This window comes from Flavobacterium sp. 102 (genome assembly GCF_003634615.1).
GTDB lineage: Bacteria > Bacteroidota > Bacteroidia > Flavobacteriales > Flavobacteriaceae > Flavobacterium.
The window spans coordinates 1,557,416-1,578,994 of sequence record NZ_RBKX01000001.1 but is presented as its reverse complement, the minus strand read 5'-3'; the positions used below and the strand labels follow the sequence as shown (position 1 = coordinate 1,578,994).

16 protein-coding genes are annotated in these 21,579 nt (G+C 37.9%); 9 read left to right on the top strand and 7 right to left on the bottom strand.

The annotated features are described in order from the left end of the window. Window positions 1-15 precede the first annotated feature (15 nt). The gene (locus tag C8C84_RS06910; RefSeq protein ID WP_121312834.1) at window positions 16-2,166 is read right to left on the bottom strand and encodes a S46 family peptidase; all 2,151 of its coding nucleotides are present in this window, start codon (window positions 2,164-2,166) and stop codon (window positions 16-18) included. 238 nt (window positions 2,167-2,404) lie between these two features. Between C8C84_RS06910 and C8C84_RS06905 the strand changes: the two genes are divergently transcribed. After that, complete coding sequence (locus tag C8C84_RS06905) at window positions 2,405-2,977, top strand: outer membrane protein (RefSeq protein WP_121312833.1); 573 nt, start codon at window positions 2,405-2,407, stop codon at window positions 2,975-2,977. A 52-nt stretch (window positions 2,978-3,029) separates the two neighbouring features. Here C8C84_RS06905 and obgE read toward each other — a convergent pair whose 3' ends face one another. The 4 genes from obgE to hpt form a co-directional block, all read right to left on the bottom strand. Beyond that, on the bottom strand, window positions 3,030-4,064 hold the full coding sequence (obgE, locus tag C8C84_RS06900; protein ID WP_121312832.1) for a GTPase ObgE: 1,035 nt from the start codon (window positions 4,062-4,064) through the stop codon (window positions 3,030-3,032). Window positions 4,065-4,150: 86 nt separating this feature from the next. Continuing rightward, window positions 4,151-5,374 carry a hemolysin family protein gene (locus C8C84_RS06895; protein WP_233549870.1) on the bottom strand — a complete coding sequence of 408 codons (1,224 nt, stop codon included), beginning with the start codon at window positions 5,372-5,374 and terminating at the stop codon, window positions 4,151-4,153. 110 nt (window positions 5,375-5,484) lie between these two features. Then, window positions 5,485-6,057 carry an adenylate kinase gene (locus C8C84_RS06890; RefSeq protein WP_121312830.1) on the bottom strand — a complete coding sequence of 191 codons (573 nt, stop codon included), beginning with the start codon at window positions 6,055-6,057 and terminating at the stop codon, window positions 5,485-5,487. Between the two features lie 89 nt (window positions 6,058-6,146). Then, on the bottom strand, window positions 6,147-6,677 hold the full coding sequence (gene hpt / locus C8C84_RS06885; RefSeq protein WP_121312829.1) for a hypoxanthine phosphoribosyltransferase: 531 nt from the start codon (window positions 6,675-6,677) through the stop codon (window positions 6,147-6,149). A 97-nt stretch (window positions 6,678-6,774) separates the two neighbouring features. On the opposite strand from hpt, the gene C8C84_RS06880 reads away from it, so the two are divergent. From C8C84_RS06880 to C8C84_RS06865, 4 genes are all read left to right on the top strand, one after another. Continuing rightward, the gene (locus C8C84_RS06880; protein WP_121315000.1) at window positions 6,775-7,308 is read left to right on the top strand and encodes a hypothetical protein; all 534 of its coding nucleotides are present in this window, start codon (window positions 6,775-6,777) and stop codon (window positions 7,306-7,308) included. 57 nt (window positions 7,309-7,365) lie between these two features. Next, a complete protein-coding gene (locus C8C84_RS06875) occupies window positions 7,366-8,535 on the top strand; it encodes a 5-(carboxyamino)imidazole ribonucleotide synthase (protein WP_121312828.1) in 1,170 nt (389 codons plus the stop codon). A gap of 54 nt (window positions 8,536-8,589) precedes the next feature. Next, window positions 8,590-9,075, top strand: a complete 486-nt coding sequence (purE, locus tag C8C84_RS06870) for a 5-(carboxyamino)imidazole ribonucleotide mutase (protein ID WP_121312827.1) — start codon at window positions 8,590-8,592, stop codon at window positions 9,073-9,075. A 197-nt stretch (window positions 9,076-9,272) separates the two neighbouring features. After that, window positions 9,273-11,297, top strand: a complete 2,025-nt coding sequence (locus C8C84_RS06865; RefSeq protein ID WP_121312826.1) for a M3 family metallopeptidase — start codon at window positions 9,273-9,275, stop codon at window positions 11,295-11,297. Between the two features lie 213 nt (window positions 11,298-11,510). Here the strand turns inward: C8C84_RS06865 and C8C84_RS06860 are convergent, their stop codons facing one another. Next, entirely contained in the window at window positions 11,511-15,536 is a 4,026-nt protein-coding gene (locus tag C8C84_RS06860; protein ID WP_121312825.1) for a GEVED domain-containing protein, read from the bottom strand. A 303-nt stretch (window positions 15,537-15,839) separates the two neighbouring features. On the opposite strand from C8C84_RS06860, the gene C8C84_RS06855 reads away from it, so the two are divergent. The 3 genes from C8C84_RS06855 to C8C84_RS06845 all read left to right on the top strand — a co-directional run bounded on the left by C8C84_RS06855 (window position 15,840) and on the right by C8C84_RS06845 (window position 17,664). Further along, window positions 15,840-16,343: a GbsR/MarR family transcriptional regulator gene (locus C8C84_RS06855; RefSeq protein WP_121312824.1), complete on the top strand. Its 504-nt coding sequence runs from the start codon at window positions 15,840-15,842 to the stop codon at window positions 16,341-16,343. Window positions 16,344-16,771: 428 nt separating this feature from the next. After that, on the top strand, window positions 16,772-17,212 hold the full coding sequence (locus C8C84_RS06850; RefSeq protein WP_121312823.1) for a hypothetical protein: 441 nt from the start codon (window positions 16,772-16,774) through the stop codon (window positions 17,210-17,212). Next, window positions 17,209-17,664 (top strand): SRPBCC family protein, encoded by a 456-nt coding sequence (locus C8C84_RS06845; protein ID WP_121312822.1) that lies wholly within the window; start codon window positions 17,209-17,211, stop codon window positions 17,662-17,664. Before C8C84_RS06850 ends, C8C84_RS06845 begins: the two co-directional genes overlap by 4 nt. Here the strand turns inward: C8C84_RS06845 and C8C84_RS06840 are convergent. Next, a complete protein-coding gene (locus tag C8C84_RS06840) occupies window positions 17,644-18,459 on the bottom strand; it encodes a hypothetical protein (protein WP_121312821.1) in 816 nt (271 codons plus the stop codon). The two genes, C8C84_RS06845 and C8C84_RS06840, sit on opposite strands and share 21 nt — an antisense overlap. 179 nt (window positions 18,460-18,638) lie before the next feature. Between C8C84_RS06840 and gcvP the strand changes: the two genes are divergently transcribed. Beyond that, window positions 18,639-21,482, top strand: a complete 2,844-nt coding sequence (gene gcvP, locus C8C84_RS06835) for an aminomethyl-transferring glycine dehydrogenase (protein WP_233549754.1) — start codon at window positions 18,639-18,641, stop codon at window positions 21,480-21,482. Window positions 21,483-21,579: the final 97 nt, after the last annotated feature.

Sequence of the window (21,579 nt, the reverse complement as noted above, 5' to 3'; positions counted from 1 at the left end):
ATAAACTAAATGAAATTATTTCACTAAAGTCATCTCGTCAACGATGTGCTTAGCTCCAGAGAAATTCTCAATTACCCATAATACATAACGGATATCAACGTTGATGGTTCTTTGTAATTTACTGTCAAAGATAACGTCTCCGGCCATCGCTTCGATATTTCCGTCGAAAGCCAAACCAATCAATTCTCCTTTACCGTTCAATACCGGTGAACCTGAATTTCCTCCTGTAATGTCATTATCCGTTAAGAAATTCACGTGTAGACTTCCGTCTTTATCAGCAAATCTACCGTAGTTTTTAGCTTTGTTCATTTCCAAAACTTTTACCGGCAAATCAAATTCTTGATCTCCTTTTTTGTATTTCTTTACTTGACCGTCAAGCGTAGTGTAGTTGTTGATTTTAGCATCATTGCGTTTGTCAGCCGGTAACGAACGTACTTTTCCGTAAGTCAAACGCATGGTTGAGTTAGCATCAGGATATTTGATTGAACCAATTTTTGATTCTCTTAAACCTTCTACCAATAAACGGAAAGAAGCACTATAATCATTTTGAGCTTTAGTAATTTCCTCTGATTTAGTATTGAAATGAGCTACCATATCATTTGAAAGTCCATACAAAGGATCGTTTTCCAAAGCACCTTGACTTGGAATTACCAAGAAAGCTTTAATTCTGTCCAATGAAGTAAAAATACTCATGTCGAAAGCCGCGTTTACATATTTAGTAAAGTCGTTGTTGTTTTCTTCAGCAATCTTTTTAACCGCAGGCGCAATCGCATAACCGGTTGATTTAGTAGCATACACTTTCAATTGTGCGGCCAATAAATCTCTTTCAGCCGGAATGTGTAATTCTTTGTACATTTCTGTTGCCATTTCCTCAATAGCCGGAGCCATTTGAGCACGTTTAGCAGCATCAGCTTTAACATAATTCTCTAATTGTCTTCCCAAAGTTCTTCCGATAGTTCCAAAAGAAGTCGTTCTGAACAATTGCGTTAAATAGCTATCATGTCTCGACTTCTCATTAGTTAACGCATAATACTTATTGATATTGGAAACTACGTTACCGTATTTAGCTTTGTTAGCCGGTTTATTAGCCCAAGTATTGAATTTAGTTTCTTGTGCGGCTTTAGTTTTGGCTGTACCAAATTTGGTCAAAGCATCAATCATACCTTGACGGTTTTTCCAGTAGTTAGCCGTTGAAGCATATTTTGAAGCATAAACCAAGTTCAAAGCATCACTTTGGTCCATGTATTTTTTCATATTGTCCATTCCGGTTTTGGCACCTTCAACCCAAGCAGGATAAGCAAATTTTACGTTTTGCTCAATTCCGCCAGCTGGCATCCAACGGTTAGTTCTACCCGGATAACCTAAAATCATAGCAAAGTCATTCTCTTTTACACCATTAATGTTAACCGGTAAATAGTGTTTTGGTTGTAATGGAACGTTACTTTCTGAATAATCTGCAGGATTACCATCTTTGTCTGCATATACTCTAAACATAGAGAAATCGGCAGTGTGACGTGGCCATTCCCAGTTGTCAGTATCTCCACCAAATTTCCCTAAACTTTCCGGTGGTGTTCCTACCAAACGAACGTCTTTGTAATCTTGGTAAACAAAATAGTAATATTCATTGCCTTGGAAAAAAGGACGAACAGAAACGGTGTATTTGCCACCGGCATTGTTTTCTTTTTCAATTTTAGCGATTTCAGCATTGATAGCTTTTTCTCTGTCAGCTTCGCTCATTCCGGGAGTAACAACTGCCAAAATACGTTTGGTACAGTCATCCATTCTTACGAAGAAACGAACAAATAAACTGGCCGGTTTGATTTCAGCTTTTCTACTTTCTGCCCAAAAACCGTCTTTTAACAAGTTTTTCTCAGCAGTAGATAATTCTGCAATCGCATCATAACCACAGTGGTGATTGGTTAAAACCAAACCGTCTTTAGAAATAATTTCCGCAGTACAACCTCCGTTGAATTGCACGATTGCATCTTTCAAACTGTGATTATTGATACTGTAAATTTCTTCGGCTGTCAATTGCAAGCCCATTTTTTGCATGTCTCTTTGATTTAATCTTTCGATAAACATCAAAAACCACATTCCTTCGTCAGCTTTAACACTCGATGGAACAAGCATAATGGCTGCAATCAAGGATAAAATAATTTTCTTCATTGTAATGTTATAAAGTTAATAGTTTGAATGTTAATAGTCTATCTGACAAAATACTTGTTATATCAAATATTCTAAAAACGACTGCGAAGATACTTTTTTTTGAGCAAATGATTTTAAAATTTTGTTAAAAAACTACAACGATATAGTGATTGCAAATAGTATTTAATTATTCAACACGAATAGCATAAGGTTTCTCTTTAAAAATTATTTTTTTACTTTAGCCCAATAAACCTTACATATGAAAAAAATTATCTCTTCATTACTTTTGTTTTCTGCTTTGCAAGCCTTCTCACAAGAAAAAACTTCTATTGAACTGAATTACCCAATTCCATCCGGCGACAACTTTATAAGCAATTATGATGGTTTAGTTGATGTTGGAATTAAATATAGATTTTCAGACAAGGAAAATTTTGCCTTTGGGGTTTCCTTAAACGCGAATTATTTGACTTATGACGAACCAGATATTGGTTTTAAAACCAAAAATTATAATTTTCAACCTCGAATATTTGGTGAACTCAAATTAAAAGGCATTCCAAGATTACATCCTGCACTTGGTTTAGGCTATACTTTTATGCAATTCAGCACGACTGGAAATGGTAATACAGGTGAAGAAATAATCAGTTTCAATGAATCAGAGAGTTTAAGCGGGTTCAATTTCAATGTTTCTTTTTCCTTTGATTTCACCAAAAAAATGTTTGCCCAAGTTCAATATGATGCGATAAAAGTGAGCAATACTCCGGAAGGTGTTCCGGATACAAAATACAATACAACTGCCAATTTTATAAAACTGGGAGTTGGTTACAGATTCTAATGACATAATCCAATAAGAATAAAAAACCCGCCTAAAAAGCGGGATTTTCTATTTATATACCATGACTATTCTCGGGTTCATCAGCATCAACATTCAACATTTCCCAAAGTTTATCTTTCAACTCTGTCAACCCTTGATTGGCAACTGAAGAAATAAACATATAAGGGATTCCTTTGAAGTCTTTGTCTAATTGTTTGCGCATTTCCGCTTTCAATTCGTCGTCTAACATATCGCTTTTGGAAACGACAATCAAACGGTCTTTATCTAACATTTCCGGATTGTAACGACGCAACTCATCCAATAGAATCTCGTACTCTTTTTTGATGTCATCCGCATCGGCAGGAACCAAAAACAACAGTGTTGAGTTACGCTCAATATGTCTCAAAAAGTAATGCCCTAAACCTTTTCCTTCGGCTGCGCCTTCTATAATTCCCGGAATATCCGCCATCACAAAGGATTTGAATTCTCTGTAAGCAACGATTCCTAAATTCGGTTTCAACGTAGTAAACGGATAATCAGCAATCTTTGGTTTGGCAGAAGTCAGCACCGATAATAAAGTCGATTTTCCGGCATTAGGGAAACCTACTAAACCAACATCGGCTAAGACTTTTAATTCCAAAATTACATCCAATTCTTCCGCCGGCATTCCCGGTTGGGCATATCTTGGCGTTTGATTCGTCGAACTTCTAAAATGCCAGTTACCCAAACCGCCTTTTCCGCCTTTAATCAAAATTCTTTCTTCGCCGTTTTCTGTGATTTCGAATAAAATTTCATCGGTTTCCTTATCGCGAACAACAGTTCCCAATGGCACTTCGATTATTTTATCTTCACCATCATGACCCGTACTTCTGGAACTTCCGCCATCTCCACCATGACCGGCTTTGACGTGACGCGCAAATTTTAAGTGAAATAACGTCCAAAGGCTTTTATTTCCTTTTAATATAATATGGCCGCCGCGACCACCATCACCACCATCGGGTCCGCCTTTTTCAATAAATTTTTCTCGGTGTAGATGCGAAGAACCTTTTCCTCCTTTTCCGGAAGAAACATATATTTTTACGTAGTCTACAAAGTTACCTTCTGTCATTTTTCTTTTCTTTTATTATCCCGATTAAGATTAATGGCTATAAAACCGAATGTCCACCGGACATTCTCCTCTTAATATCAAATCAACTATTCCTTAATTGCTTTCACAAGCACTTTATCAATCTTCACGCCATCCATATCGATGACTTCTATTTCAAATTTGTTCCAGATGAGTTTTTCACCTGTCTTTGGTATATTGCCTAATTCGGTCATGATCAAACCGCTCAATGTCGTTACATCATAATCGCTGATTAAATCATCCATATCGAAATAGGTCAAGAAATCGTGTAACGAATAATGTCCGTCAACCAACCATGTTCCGTCTTCACGGGCGATTAATTTGAATTCATCTTCATAAAAATCAGCCGCATCACCAACCAAAGCTTCTAAAATGTCATTCAACGTAATGATGCCTTGAAAAACTCCATATTCATCGGTTACCAGAGCGTAATGCACTTTAGATTTTTTGAAATTCTCCAATGCTTTATAAGCAGAAGTATGTTCTATTAAATAGACCGGATCTTTGGTAATCGATTTTAAATCAAATGGTCCTTTTTCAAAACCGGCGAACAAATCTTTGAGCAAAACTATGCCAACTACATCATCTAAATTCTCGTGACATACGGGATAAACCGAGTGCAATTCGTTTAGAACTTTAGCCTTTAATTCTTCAATGGTATCGTCATAAGAAAGATATACTATTGACTTTCTATGTGTCATCAAAGAGTTTACTTTTCGGTCACCAATGTGGAAAACACGCTCCACGATATCTTGTTCAATCTCTTGTACTTCTCCGCCTTCAGTACCTTCTTTGATGATGGCTTTGATTTCTTCCTCGGTTACTTTTCCATCAGCAGTTGGTCTGATTTTAAGAATTTTCAATATTCCTTCAGTCGAAATGGTAAGCAACCAAATAAAAGGTGCCGTGACAATTGAAACCATTTTCATCGGAACCGCTACTCCTTTAGCAATCGCTTCAGGGTAATTCAACCCGATTCGTTTGGGTAACAATTCCCCTAAAACCAGAGAGAAAAACGTCAAAACAACCACAACTATTCCAACCGCTATACTGTGACCATAAGGTCTTAATGCTTCAAAACTTTCTACAAATAGTTGAACATCTGCTGTGATTTTGTCTCCTGAATATATACCGGTCAAAATTCCGATTAAGGTAATTCCGATTTGTACTGTGGATAAAAATTTATTGGGTGAATTCGCTAAGTCTAAAGCGACTTTAGCATTAGTATTTCCTTTTTTTGCTGCGGTTTCCAAACGATTTTTACGCGCAGAAATCAAAGCGATTTCCGACATCGAAAAAACACCATTTAACAGTATTAAAAAAAGAATGATGAGTATCTCCATTTTGAGTTATGCGTTATAAGTTATGCGTTATGAATATAACAGCTAACCAAAAATTTCAATTATAAATTGTCTATTACTTTACTTAAACGCTGTGTTACTTCTTCGATTGAACCAATACCATTCACGGCATGAAATTTACCTTGAGCGTCGTAATAATGCATCAAAGGTGCGGTTTTTTCATTGTATTCCTGATATCTGTTGCGGATTTTTTCCTCATCTTGATCATCAGGTCTACCCGAAGTTTTACCTCTTTCCAGCAAACGAGCCACTAAAATATTGTCATCGGCTTCTAAAGCTACCGTAGCGGTGATGTTTTGGCCTTTTGATTCTAAAAATTTGTCTAAAGCTTCCGCTTGTGCAATCGTTCTGGGGAAACCGTCAAATAAAAATCCGGCGCATGTTGGGTTTTTATCTACTTCACTTTGCAACATTTGTATCGTCACTTCATCGGGAACCAAATCACCTTTGTCCATAAAGGTTTTGGCTAATTGGCCTAATTCGGTATCATTTTTAATATTGTATCTAAAAATATCTCCGGTTGAAAGATGGGTTAAATTGTATTTTCCTTTTAAAAATTCAGCTTGTGTGCCTTTTCCTGCACCTGGTTTTCCGAAAAGAACGATGTTGATCATTTTAGTAGTTATGAATTATAAATTATGAGTTAAATATTCTGTTTGTTACGATCGTTATTTTAACCAATAACAGACAACCGACAACTTTTTTATTGTGCCAATTGGTAAACGTCCGGTAAATTTCTTCCTAAACCATCGTAGTCTAAACCATAACCTACAATGAATTTATTTGGAATTCTAATCCCAACGTAATCAATTTTGATGTCTTTTTTATAAGCTTCGGGTTTGAAAAATAAAGTCGCAATTTTCAAGTGCTTTACTTTTTTTTCTTTAAAAATCGCTTTCAGTTCTTCAACCGTATTTCCGGTATCGACGATATCTTCTACAATCACAACCGTTCTGCCTTCTAAATCTTGGTTCAAACCGATCAATTGTTTCACTTCATTTGTGGTTTCTGTTCCTTCATAGGAAGCCATTTTCACAAAACTCACTTCGCACATACCGCGGTATTTCTTCATCAAGTCGCTCAAAACCATAAACGAGCCATTCAAAACACCCACAAAAACCGGAACATCATCAAAAAAATCATCGTCCATTTGTTTGGCCATATTTGCAATAGCAAAATCAATTTCGTCTGAAGAGATAAACGGCTCGAAGGTTTTATCGTGTAAGTGTATCATTTTGGTTTGATTTTTAAATAAGGTGCAAATTTACGCAAGTATTAAGTATCAAGTAGCAAGTATTTTAACTTTTTTGCAAAATTGGTATATTTACGAAATGAATCCGGAATACTATAAAACCATCGCCAACAGTACAGCGCATCGAAAAAGCAGAGATGACAACAAGAACTTTGTTTTTCAAAACCCTGAATCTTTAAAAGATTTGTTCGAAATCAGTTTCAACACTAAGGATAAAAACCACCATAAAGCGTGTTGGATTTTAGAATTGATTCTGGAAGAACGTTTGGAACTTCTCATTCCGTTTCAAGAGGAATTCTGTGCTGCTTTAACCCATTATACTTCGCCTTCTGCGATTCGCTCTTTGTCTAAAATTTGTTTATTTCTTTCCAAAAGCAAAAAAATCACCTTAACCGAAACCCAAGAAGAAAAAATCACAGAAGCTTGTTTGGATTGGCTAATTCAAACCGACAAAGCTGCCAATGCCGCTTACTCGATGAGGGCTTTATATAATTTAGGCAAAAAATATTCTTGGATAAATGAAGAACTGAAACTTATACTTTCCAGAGAATTCGAAAACCAAACGCCCGGTTATCGTTTTGCTGTTAAAGACCTATTAAAACGATTGCGATAATTTTTAAATGTTACTTATCTTTGCGCAAACAACTACAACACACAACAACTACAACGAATGAACTATTTCTCTTCCGATTTTAAACTCGGCATACTCGGCGGCGGACAATTAGGCAAAATGATTTTGTCCGAAAGCCGTAAATTTGACATCCAAACTTATGTCCTTGACCCAAGCGCAGCAGCACCATCACAATTTGGTGCCACACAATTTTTCATAGGAAATTTGATGGATTTTGACACGGTGTACCAATTTGGTAAAATGGTCAATCTGTTGACGATTGAAATCGAGAACGTAAATTTAGAAGCATTGGACAAATTAGAAGCCGAAGGTTTACCTGTTTTTCCATCGCCAAAAACCTTGCGAATGATTCAAAACAAAGGAAAGCAGAAAGATTTCTATGTTGAAAACAACATCCCAACTTCACCACACCAACGTTATGTTGACCTAAATGCTCTTAGAGATGCTGTCACATCGAGCGATACCGAAACTTCGGTAGAGATGCCGTTTGTGTGGAAATGTGCCCAATTTGGTTACGATGGAAACGGTGTAAAAATTGTGCGTTCAGCCATTGATTTAATCAACTTACCCGATGTAGAATGTATCGCGGAGCAAATGGTTCCTTTTAAAAATGAATTGGCAGTTATTGTCGCTCGTTCAGTTTCAGGTGAAGTAAAAACGTATCCGGTTGTTGAAATGGAATTCCATCCCGAAGCCAACCAAGTGGAATACGTAATCTGTCCGGCGCGAATTGATGATAAAGTAGCAAAAAAAGCAACCGAAATAGCCTTACAAGTTTCTAAAGCTTTCAACCACGTTGGATTACTTGCCGTAGAAATGTTCCAAACGGCAGACGATGAAATTCTGGTGAATGAAGTCGCGCCTCGTCCGCACAATTCAGGACATTATAGTATTGAAGCGAGTTACACATCACAATTTGAAAATCATTTGCGCGCCATATTGAATTTGCCTTTGGGAAACACCGCTAGCAAAGTGGCCGGAATTATGGTAAATTTGGTTGGCGAAGAAGGTTTTTCTGGACAAGTCGTTTACGAAAATATCGAAAAAATCATGGCGATTGACGGCGTAACGCCACACATTTACGGCAAACGCGAAACACGTCCGTTTAGAAAAATGGGACACGTAACAATCGTTAATGAAAATATGATTGAAGCGAGAAAAATTGCGGAAGAAGTAAAGAATAGCATTAGAGTGATCAGTGGTCAGTAAGCAGTGGTCAGTTGAAGTTAAAAACTTGAAACATTAAACTTGAAACAAAATATAATGAGCAAAGTAGCCATAATCATGGGTTCAAAATCAGATTTACCCGTAATGCAAGAAGCCATCGACATCCTTCAAGGTTTTGACATACAAACTGAAGTCGATATCGTTTCAGCACACAGAACACCCGAGAAATTATTTGAATTCAGCAAAAATGCCCATCATCGCGGGATTTCTGTGATTATTGCCGGCGCCGGCGGTGCTGCACATTTGCCGGGAATGGTTGCTTCTATGTCTCCATTGCCCGTGATTGGCGTTCCGGTAAAATCCAGCAATTCTATCGATGGATGGGATTCTATCCTTTCTATTTTACAAATGCCGGGCGGTGTTCCTGTAGCCACTGTAGCTCTAAATGGAGCCAAAAATGCCGGAATTTTAGCCGCACAAATCATCGGAAGTCATAACAAAATCGTACTCGACAAAATCATTTTATACAAAGAAAGCCTAAAAGAATCGGTGAACAAATCATCCGATGAACTGAAAAAATAGAAGCTTTTTTAGGAGCTTTTTCCCGCTATACGTTCCAATCTTTTTATCGCTTTTGTCACCCTGAGCGTCCCGAAATTTCGGGAAAGGGATTTTTCTAAAAGCAATAAAAAGGATTTCCACTGCTATCGGGGCTAAAAAAAACAGTTGTTTAAATTGAACACTAACTTAAAATTTGCGCCTTTGCGCCTTTGCGAGCAATGAAAATACTTACTCAAAATTTCAATACCAAACACAATACCGCACCGTTTTCACAAATCAAAATCGAAGATTACCAACCGGCTTTCGAAGAAAACATCGCCAAAGCCAGAGCCGAAATTGATGCGATAACCAACAATCCGGAAGCACCAACTTTTGAAAACACCATTGAAGCCTTGGATTTCTCCGGTCAGGAATTGGATAGATTGTCTTCTATTTTCTTCAACTTAAATTCAGCGGAAACTTGTGACGAAATACAAAAAATAGCGCAGGATGTGTCGCCTTTATTGACTGCGTTTGGAAACGATATTGCGCTGAACGAGGATTTATTCAAAAGAGTCAAAGCCGTTCACGACCAAAAAGAAAACTTGACGTTAACACCGGAACAATCGACTTTATTAGACAAAAAATACAAAAGTTTTGCCCGAAACGGCGCCTTACTTTCCGAAGAAAAAAAAGAACTTTTACGCGAAATAGACAAGGTTTTGGCCAAACTCAAACTGACTTTCGGCGAAAATGTTTTGGCTGAAACCAACAGCTATAAATTACACATCAGCCATGAAGCCGATTTAAAAGGTTTGCCTGATGGTGCGAAAGAAACGGCGCGTTCCCTAGCCAAAGCTGATGACATGGAAGGTTGGCTGTTTACTTTAGATTTTCCAAGCTATTTGCCTTTTGTAACGTATATCGATAACCGAGAACTACGCAAAGAAATGGCTATCGCCGCCGGAAAAAAAGCCTTTCAGGAAAACGATTACGACAATCAGGAAAATGTAATAAACATTGTGAAATTACGCCATGAAAGAGCGCAACTCTTAGGCTACAACTCACATTCGCATTTTGTTTTAGAAGAACGTATGGCGCAAAATCCCAAAAAAGTGCAATCGTTTTTGAATGATTTATTGGATAAAGCAAAACCGGCAGCCCAAAAAGAATTCGCCGAACTAGCGGCTTTCGCCAAAGAATTAGACGGACTGGAAAGTTTGGAGAAATGGGATGGTGCTTACTATTCAGAAAAATTAAAGCAAAAACTATTCAGTTTGGATGATGAGATTTTAAAACCTTATTTCCAATTAGAAAACGTATTAAATGGAGCATTTACAGTAGCTGAAAAACTATTCGGCATTACTTTTAAAGAAGTGTTCGACATAGATAAATACCACAAAGATGTACAAACTTTTGAGGTGTTAGATTTTGAAGGTAAATTAGTGGCTGTTTTCTACTCCGACTTTTTCCCAAGAAAAGGCAAACGCAACGGTGCTTGGATGACTTCTTTCAAACCACAGTATATAAAGGATGGAATCAACGAAAGACCACATGTTTCTATCGTTTGCAATTTTACACCACCAACAGAAACGAAGCCTTCACTCCTAACCTTTAACGAAGTGACCACTTTGTTCCATGAATTTGGACACGCGTTACACGGCATGTTAGCCAATACGACTTATCCGAGTTTGTCGGGAACTTCTGTATATTGGGATTTTGTAGAATTGCCGAGCCAAGTGATGGAAAACTGGTGTTACGAACCGGAAGCCTTAGCTTTGTTTGCCAAACATTATGAAACGGGCGAAATTATTCCGCAACAATATGTTGATAAAATCAAAGAAAGTGCGAGTTTCTTAGAAGGCATGGCCACTTTACGTCAATTGAGTTTTGGGCTTTTAGACATGGCTTATCATGCGAAACCACAAACGATAGAGAATGTAAAAGCCTTTGAAAAAGCAGCCATGGACAACACAACTTTGTATCCTGATGTAGCCGAAAATTGTATGAGCGTTTCGTTTTCACATATTTTTCAAGGTGGTTATTCTTCGGGGTATTACAGTTATAAATGGGCTGAAGTTTTGGACGCCGATGCTTTTGCGTATTTTCAAGAAAAAGGCATTTTCAATACTGAAGTCGCTACCAAATTCAAAGACAACGTACTTTCCAAAGGCGGAACCGAATTACCGATGGAATTATACAAACGTTTTCGCGGACAAGAACCGAAGCCGGAAGCTTTGTTGAAACGCGCGGGATTAATTTAGATTGTTGGATTATTAGATCGTTAGATTATTAGAAACCGGAGTTAACGCTTCGGTTTTTTTACGCAGTTTAACCGCGTTAGGGATTGTAGTGAAAAGCCCACAGCGTAGCGAGGACTTGTAACGGAAAGCCCGACCCAAAGGGTAACGCCCCAATACTTTTTAAAACAAAAAAGCCACCGAAAGGTGGCTTTTCTCTATAGTGATTAACTAAGATTAGTTTTTCATTACTTTGATAGTTCTTGAAGCGTTTTCTGCTTGTACTTTCACAAAGTAAGTACCGCTGCCCAAGTTAGTCATATCGATAGTCGTTGAAATTTCATTCACATTTTTAGAAGCTATTTTTTGACCTAAAGTATTGTATACTTCAATCGCAACAATATTTCCTGTGTATTCTAAATTCAACTCATTAGTCACCGGATTTGGATAGTATTTTAATCCAGCCAAATCAAATGAAGTGTTTCCTAAAGTTACTGTAACTGTAACTGCAAAAGCAGCACTTCTACAACCTTGAACTGATGTATGAACTGCATAATAAGTTGCACCGTTGGTCAATTGAGTAGTCAATGCCAATTGGTTTACATCATCTACAGCATCTTCTTCTGAAGCGTACCAAGCAATGTTATTACCTACTACTACTAAATCAGCCACCGTAGCTTCAGATGCATTAGCAACTTCTATAGTTTGTACGGCATTTCCTGTTGGAGCCGGTGCTGAATTTACGTTTATAGTTATTGCAGCTTGAGCTGAACAACCAGTACTAGTATTAGTTCCTGTAACAGTATAGGTTGTTGTCTCAGTTGGAGCAACTGAAACTGGGCTACCGGTTAAGGCACCCGGTGTCCAAGACCAGTTAACATTAGAAGTACTGGTTCCGAAAACTACATTCAAACGTCTTACAGATGGTGCTGGAACTACCGTAGTAGCCGCCACAAGATCTTGAAGTGTCGTTACCGCTGAATCTGTACCGGTAATAGCAGAAATTGTCATATTGGTAGCAGTCGCTGTATAATAGGTAATGGCATTATTAGTACTATCTGCACCGTCTTGTCTGATATCTAAAACAATATTAGAAATACCATCCCAAGCATATGGTGTATCAAAAGTAATGGTATTAACTCCTACAGCGTGAGCATAAGTAGCCGGACCATAAACAGTTGTTAAACCTGTTGTTTGGAAAGCAGACAAAGTAGTATTGGCAGTTGTTCCGATGCGAACAGAGAAATTAGTCACATTGGTTCCAGACCCTAAAGTAGTAATATTGTAAGCAATTGAATTAATGTTACCCGCTGTTATCCCTGCAGCTTGCAATTCGGCAGCAGTAAAGATAGTTTGGTTCCAATACTGATCCCAACGGTTACAAAATGCAGTTGGCTGCTCTGTTTGAACCGTTAAAGTTGTATCTGTTCCGATAGCTTTAGTAAGATTAGCGGTCAGTGTTGTAAGCGCTCCTTCACAAAGAGTCGTTTCAGTAGCAGATGCAGCGACAATTGGCACTGCTGCAACAGTTACCGCAACAGTAGCAGTTGTTTGACATAACGCTCCTGAAGATTGTGAAGCAGTAAGTGTATAAGCAGTTGTCACTGTTGGATTAAATAACCAACCATTCACAGCATCACCTGTAACACCTGTAGATGGTGACCAAACATAAGTATCATAATCAGCTGCACCTGTTGCAACTGTTACAGCTGTTGATGTTGCACCCGGACAAATAGAAGTAGCATTTGTGCTCAAAGTTAATGCAGGAGCTGTCGTAACTGTTGCCACAACTTCCGTTCTGGCTGAAGCACAAACAGCACTATATTTTACATCATAGAAATAGTAATAATTGGCTGTAGTTGTTCCTCCCCATTCTGAAGAAGTAACATTCAACACCCCATCAGTTCCGTTATAAGGGAAAGTAACACCTGAATTATCACGAATTAAACTAACTCCAGATGTTGCTTTAACTAAGATTCTGTATCCGCTTCCTGCAGGAACCGGGAAATTAATTGGAATAATATTTGGCGTTGTCGTTCCACCAGCTGCAACTGCAATATTACCAGTTGAATATAACTCCGTTAAAGCGGCATTAGTAACCTTAATATTAATAGTACCGGCAGTGGTAGAATAAACAGAAACGCTTTGTACTTCAACCGGTGCTGTTGTATTGAAAACAATACCCCAGTTATTGGTTGTAGAAGTGGTCGCTGCAGTTGCAGGAGCTGCTTTTCCTGAAGTTTGAGTCGCTCCGACTACAGCAGCTTCAGCCCAATAAGACGTTGTTGCATTGATGTTTGGAGTTGCAAATGTCGCACCTGTTCCTAACGATCCGCCACCAGTATTCGCTGCGTACCATCTAACAATTCCTTCACTTGAAGTAGCGGCTAAAGTGGCACTCCCTTGTCCACAAACTGAACCCGGCGTAGTTCCGGTAATTGTTGGAGGGTTACATGGTGTAGTAAAATTAACTGCAATAGATGTCCAATCACTAAGAACACTTGAACCACAGTTGCTTCTTACCCAAACAAAATAGGTAGTACTTGGCGCCAAACCTGTAGAAATAACAGCAGTTAAAATACCAGCACCAACACTTCCTGATGGTGTAGAACCTGCAGTTGGAGCAGTATTTGTTGCAGAAAAATAATAGTCATAACCTTCACTTGGTGTTGATACAGAAGCTGTCCAATTAAGAGTGGCGGTAAAAGCGGTATTAGCTGTCGCTGTCAACCCTGAAGGAGCTAAACAAGCTGGTTGTGCAATTACAGTAAGTTTGTAATCTTCAGCTTCAGTTCTTGTATTTGTACTAGCACAAGCATCCGGAGTTGCATTGTTGAAGTCAATTCTAATTCTCATTCTGTAATCACCTAAAGCAGTTCCATTTGGCACAACAAAACTTCCAGTTTGGTTATTACCATAAGCAGTAGTAGCAAAAACTCTTTCAGTAGTATTATCAAATACTAAATCATTATTCCAATCAACCCAAATACAAGTACCAACTGAACCACCAACAATATCAGAGGCAAAATTAATCGTACCGGTTGGATACTGACTTACTGTTGCGGTTGCATAATTATTTTGGTATCCTGTGGCTGTATAACCAGAAGCTAAGTTTGAAATATTAGCTAAACCACCGGTTGTTGAGAAATTGTTGATGTAAGTCGCACTTGAAGTGGAAGACGGGATACAATGCCCCGTATAAAAACTTGCTGAAGCCCAACCACTGTAATCGCCCGAACCACAATCTGATCTTACATAATAGGTGTAAGTAGTATTGGCACTCAAGCCGGACAATGGGAAAGTAAGTCCGTTTATAGCTCCATTAGTAAATAATCCGGTAGCACCGCTTCCTGCAGCACCTGAGGTTCTTACTTCATATTCATATCCGTTTGCAGGAGATGAAACTGAAGCTACCCAAGAAATGGTAGCACTGTTCAGCGAATTAACTGAAGTTAATCCAGAAGGTGCAACACAACTTGGTGGTGCCCATGCATAAGTTAAACCGTTACTTGGTATAGTAGCACCATTAATCGCCATTGTTACATTGTTAGCTGTACCTGCAGTAGAGTTTATCCAATCGCCGCCAGCTTCAACAATTGTTCTATTACTGTAAACAGTAGCAGAACCACCTCCTAAACCTACTTGTGGATACACTGTAGTTAATGGAGTAACTCTATCAACACAAGCTCCATAAACAATTTTAATCGCACCGGTTGACGTGTTCAAACGAATTTGGAAATTCAAATTTTCAGCTGATGCAGCTCCTGCACCTGTAGCAGCATATCGACACACATTTGCCCATTGTAATACAAACTCATTGCCTACTTGTTCCCATCTGATTTCAGGAGTGCCTGTACCAGCACTTTCCGCTTTTGCATCTAAGTCAGCTGCAAAAGCTGATACAGCATTACGACCAGCCGAAATTGGAGTATTGGTTGTGGTTGTGCTTCCGAATAAAACATATCCGTTAGCACTTACAAATACTGAAGTGTAAGTTACACCTTGAAATACAAACGAATTGGGTAGTGTAACTGTTGCTGTTTCGTCATCAAAACCATCATAACCGGTCCAAAGTACAGTACCACCTGAAATAGGTGCATAAGTGTTAGCTGTTTGGGTAAACGAATAAGAAGTTACCTGAGCCGAAGCAGTGTTACTACAAACAAAAAGTAGCAGCACAAAAAACAGTAAAAAAGAAAAATTGTTATTAGAGGCAATGGTTTTCTGCCATCTAAAACAATTTAAAAAAGTAAGTTTTTTCATTTTTAAAAAATAAAGGGTTAATTGAGCTAATTTAGATTCTTTTATCAGTTCTGTGAATCAATTAAAATGTTTTAACCTTATAAGCTTAATTTTTTAAAAAAAATAACTTAAAAGCTTAATTTTATACCTCATAAAAGTTAAAAAAATATTTTTTTCGCAATTCATTTGCAAAAAACCATCATCAAAAAAATAACTTTCATTTTTTATTGAAAGTTTAAAAACTTCTACTTACCTTTGAGGTATGGCAATGAGAATTTTTAACGCGATATACAATTGACCTTTAAAAATCAATAAAAGCAACAAATGAAATACAGAGAAGCAAAAAACAAGTTCGTTCAAACATGGGGCGCGTTAGGTTCACAATGGGGAATCAACAAAACCATGGCGCAAATTCATGCCTTGTTGATGGTTTCTAACGAAGCTGTTTCTATGGAAGACATCATGGAAGAATTACAAATTTCTCGCGGGAATGCCAGTATGAATTTAAGAGCTTTGATGGATTGGGGCATTGTTTACAAAGAATACAAAACCGGCGAACGTAGAGAATATTTTACAGCCGAAAAAGACCTCGATGAATTAGCCGTAAAAATCTCCAAAGAACGCAGCAAACGTGAAATCAAACCGGCACTGAAAGTTTTAAAAGAAGTCTCTTCCATTGAAGCTGACGGCACTGCCGAAGAAAGACATTTTGTAGAGCAAACCACCAAATTGTATGATTTCGTTTTAAAAGCAGACAATATGTTAGACAAAATAACCGAATTCAATGACAATTGGTTGGGAAGACTGGTTATTAAAATCATGAAATAGCCAATTCAGAAAATTTGATAATAACACAAAAGTCATATTGGCTATTCAATGAGACAGATAAAAAACAATAGAAAAGAGACGAATTAAGTAAAAAAAAATTAATCTAAACTTTCATTTTTTTTCTAAAAGTTTAAAACACAAATAAAATATGAAAACAATATTTACAATCACAAAAATCATAAATATTATAGCGCTTCTTTTTATATTCTTAGGTGCTTATGCTTGGCTGTAACAGGTGTTTTACAAGTTTTAGCTACATCACTATTCTTCTTTTTATTCCCAAAAAATAAATTCATCTATATCTATTTTGGTTTGGTAATTATCTTCTTTTACTTTGGGATGGCAAAGACATAAATTGGTGGTTTATCATCCCAATGTTTCTAATCTTCTTCTTAAATTATATCATTTACAATCAAAAATTATAAATCATGATCTTCACTATCCCAAATTGGCTCATCATTCTCAGCGGAGTTGGCCAAATTTTCACCGCTTTAATTTATCCATACATTCGCCACCATGTTTTTGATTGGTATAACGATGTCAAACAACTCAAACCGCTCAATCAAGAAATTGTCAAAACGTATGGAAGATACATACAAGGACTAAATTTTTCTTTTGGTTTAATTGCCATTTTATTCACTAACGAATTAAAAGAACAATCTGCTTTAGCCGTCGCCTTAACCGGATTGATTGCGATGTATTGGGTTGGAAAAGTTGCTACTCAAATAGCCTATTATCCGATGTATCAAATTCCTCAAAAAACCATTTTTAAAATCGGAAGTTATGGTATGAATACATTGTTTTTGCTTTTTGCAGTGGTAAATACTCTGCTATTTATTCATAATCTAATTGGACACTACAAATTATGACTACCATTCGGCTCATCACCAAAATAAACGCACCGATTCAAACTGTTTTTGATTTGGCAAGAAACATTGATATTCACCAACAATCAACCGCGCAATCTAACGAAAAAGCAATTGCCGGAAGAACTTCCGGATTAATTGAACTCGGAGAAACAGTAACTTTTCGAGGGAAACATTTTGGCTTTTACCTCAAACACCAAAGTAAAATTACCGAAATGGAAACCCCAAATTATTTTGTAGATGAGATGGCAAAAGGTCATTTCAAATTTTTTCGACACGAGCATACTTTTGTCACTCAAAATGGCCATACGGTTATGATTGATTTTCTACAATACAAAGCACCGTTTAGTATTTTTGGCAAACTCTTTAACAATCTATTACTCAAAAAACACTTGACTGATTTCCTTTTAAAAAGAAATGAAATCCTAAAAAATTTAGCTGAAAACCAGCAATAAAATCCACCACAAAACCGGTATGCTTTCTGCCCAAAAAGAAGAATAATATTTGGATTGTTTTTCATTGGCAAATACTAAAAAAAGTATCACAGTGATAGCAATTCCGGCTTTTAAAAACAAAATTGGATAATTGAAATTTATATCCAAAAACTCTAAACCAACAAAAGCCAGCATAAGCAACGAACCCAATTTTTTAGTTCGCTCCACGCCTATCTGTTGCGGCACCGTTTTCAAATGCGGATCGTCTTGTTTCAAATCGATAATTTCAAAAATCAAGATCAATACAAAAATCAGAATAAACCGCTGAATCGCAACCAAAAAAACATAAGTGGTCAATGGAATTTCAGCGTTAATGATTGGTAAAAACAAAGTAACACCAACCCAACACAAAGCCACAATATAAATCTTTATGCCTGCCCAATTTCGGGCATTTTTTCTATTGGGGAAGAACGGTAAAGTGTAAAGTAAGGTCAGTATCAAAAAGACAACCGCAATGATTTTGGTTTTTTGGGACAATTCCAGAAAGTAAAATCCGCAAGCCAACAACGAAAGAAAACTCAAAAAGGCAATTGCTTTTAATTGCGTTCGCATCTGTAATTTTTGGGTTCGTGCCAAAGCATCATACTTTACGAAATTATACCCGACAATTGTCCCAAAAAAAGCAAAAAAAGCGCTCGTTTCAATAGTCGAAATTTGAAATAAAAAACCCGTCATTCGCACCAATGCAAAAACCGACAAAGCCACGTGAATACTGCTATTGATATAAAAGTCAAAAAGTAGTTTGAAAATCCGCATAGCCTAAAAGTAAGCAAAGTGTTAATAAGAAGCCTATTTAGTTGAAAAATTCTCAAAACATTAGACTTTGTTTAGCACAAAATTAGAACATTAATAATTACTTTTGTTGGCGTTAAAAAACAATCATGTTTTACAACACAACAAGCACAACTAAACACACTTATAGAACTTACAATTTAATGAGAACAGACGCATTTGCATTACGCCACATAGGTCCACGTGAGAGCGACCTAAACCACATGTTCAAAACTATCGGAGTTGAATCTTTTGACCAATTAATTTACGAAACCATACCGGATGATATTCGTTTAAAAAACGACTTAAATCTGGATGCACCGATGACCGAATATGAATATTTAACGCACATTCAGGAATTGGGCAAAAAAAATAAAGTATTCAAATCCTATATCGGTTTGGGTTATCACCCGGCGATTGTGCCACCGGTAATCCAAAGAAACATATTTGAAAATCCGGGTTGGTATACCGCTTACACGCCATACCAAGCTGAAATTGCACAAGGTCGTTTAGAAGCAATTCTGAATTTCCAAACCATGGTTATCGAGTTAACCGGAATGGAAATCGCCAATGCTTCTCTGTTAGACGAAGGAACGGCTGCCGCAGAAGCCATGGCGTTATTGTTCGATGTTCGTTCTCGTGACCAAAAGAAAAACAACACCCGTAAATTTTTCGTTTCAGAAGAAATATTACCGCAAACTTTATCGGTTTTACAAACCCGTTCTACACCAATCGGAGTGGAATTGGTAATCGGTAACCACGAAACTTTTGATTTCTCAACCGACTTTTTCGGAGCGATTTTACAATATCCCGGCAAATACGGTCAGGTAAATGACTATAGTGCTTTTATCGCTAAAGCCAAAGAAAACGAAATTAAAGTGGCCGTTGCTGCCGACATTTTATCATTGACTACCTTGACTTCTCCTGGAGAAATGGGCGCTGCCGTAGTAGTTGGAACGACGCAACGTTTTGGCATCCCAATGGGTTACGGAGGACCACACGCGGCTTACTTCGCCACCAAAGAAGAATACAAACGTTCGATGCCGGGAAGAATCATCGGAGTGTCGATAGATGCCAACGGAAAGCGTGCGCTGCGCATGGCTTTAGGGACTCGTGAGCAACACATCAAACGTGAAAAAGCAACTTCCAATATCTGTACGGCGCAAGTTTTATTAGCCGTTATGGCCGGAATGTATGCGGTTTATCACGGGCCAAAAGGCTTGAAATATATCGCGGCTAAAGTTCATGCTTCGGCAGTGACTTTGGCAGATGCTTTAAATAAATTAGGCGTTTACCAAAGCAATACCGCTTTCTTTGATACGATTTCGGTAAAAGCAGATTCGGCTAAAGTAAAAACGGTTGCTGAAAAAAACGAAGTGAATTTCTTCTATGCAGATAATGAAACCATTTCTATTTCGATTAACGAAACGACTTCGTTGAACGACTTGAACCAAATCATCGCCATTTTTGCAGAAGCCACCGGTAAAGATTCTTTCAAGGTTTCTGAATTAAGTTCAAACAATAATTTCCCAACTTCCTTAGAAAGAACTTCAACGTTCTTGCAACACGAAGTGTTCAACAACCATCATTCTGAATCTCAGTTGATGCGTTATATCAAAAAATTAGAGCGCAAAGATTTATCGTTAAACCACTCGATGATTTCCTTGGGTTCGTGTACGATGAAGCTCAATGCGGCTGCCGAAATGTTGCCATTGTCGATGGCAAATTGGAACAGCATTCACCCTTTCGCGCCTATCGAACAAGCAGAAGGTTATATCACGATGCTTAAAAAATTAGAGCAACAATTGAACGTAGTTACCGGTTTTGCCGGGACAACTTTGCAACCCAACTCCGGTGCGCAAGGCGAATACGCCGGTTTGATGGCGATTCGTGCTTACCACCAATCTCGTGGCGACAACCACAGAAATGTGTGTTTGATTCCATCCTCTGCTCACGGAACCAATCCGGCTTCGGCGGCGATGGCAGGTATGCAAATTATCGTAACCAAAACCATGGAAAATGGTAACATCGATGTAGAAGATTTGAGAGCAAGAGCGATTGAGCATAAAGATAATCTTTCAGCCTTGATGGTAACTTACCCATCAACTCATGGTGTTTTTGAAAGTGCGATTTGTGAAATTACCAAAATCATCCATGACAATGGTGGTTTAGTTTATATGGATGGTGCCAATATGAATGCGCAGGTTGGTTTGACCAATCCGGCAACGATTGGTGCTGACGTTTGTCACTTGAACTTACACAAAACATTCGCAATTCCTCACGGTGGTGGCGGACCTGGTGTTGGCCCAATTTGTGTCAACGAAAAACTGGTACCTTTCTTACCGAGCAATCCTATCATCAATGTTGGCGGTGACCAAGCGATTACTGCTATTTCTGCTGCGCCTTATGGTTCGGCTTTGGTGTGTTTGATTTCTTATGGCTACATCACCATGTTGGGTGCTGAAGGCTTGAAAAGTTCCACAGAACATGCGATTTTGAATGCCAATTATATGAAAGCTCGTTTAGAAGCACATTATCCGGTTTTATATTCAGGAGAAATGGGACGCGCGGCACACGAAATGATTTTAGATTGTCGTTCTTTCAAACAAAATGGTATCGAAGTAACGGATATCGCCAAACGTTTGATGGATTACGGTTTCCATGCGCCAACGGTTTCTTTCCCGGTAGCCGGAACGTTGATGATTGAACCAACAGAATCTGAAGATTTAGCTGAGTTAGATCGTTTTTGTGATGCGATGATTGCCATTCGTAAAGAAATTGACGCAGCTTCTGCTGACGACACCAATAACGTATTAAAAAATTCACCACATACTTTAGCCATGCTAACAGCGGATACTTGGGTTTACCCATACACGCGTGAGCAAGCGGCTTATCCATTGGACTATATTCACGAAAATAAATTCTGGCCAAGCGTTCGTCGTGTTGATGATGCTTACGGCGACAGAAATTTAGTTTGTTCTTGTGCGCCAATTGAGGCATACCTGTAAAAAAACAATCAGTCATTTGTGACTAGTGATTAGCTAAAGGTTTCAAGTTGTAAAATTTGAAACCTTTTATTTTAAACTGATTTTAATCAGGTAATCT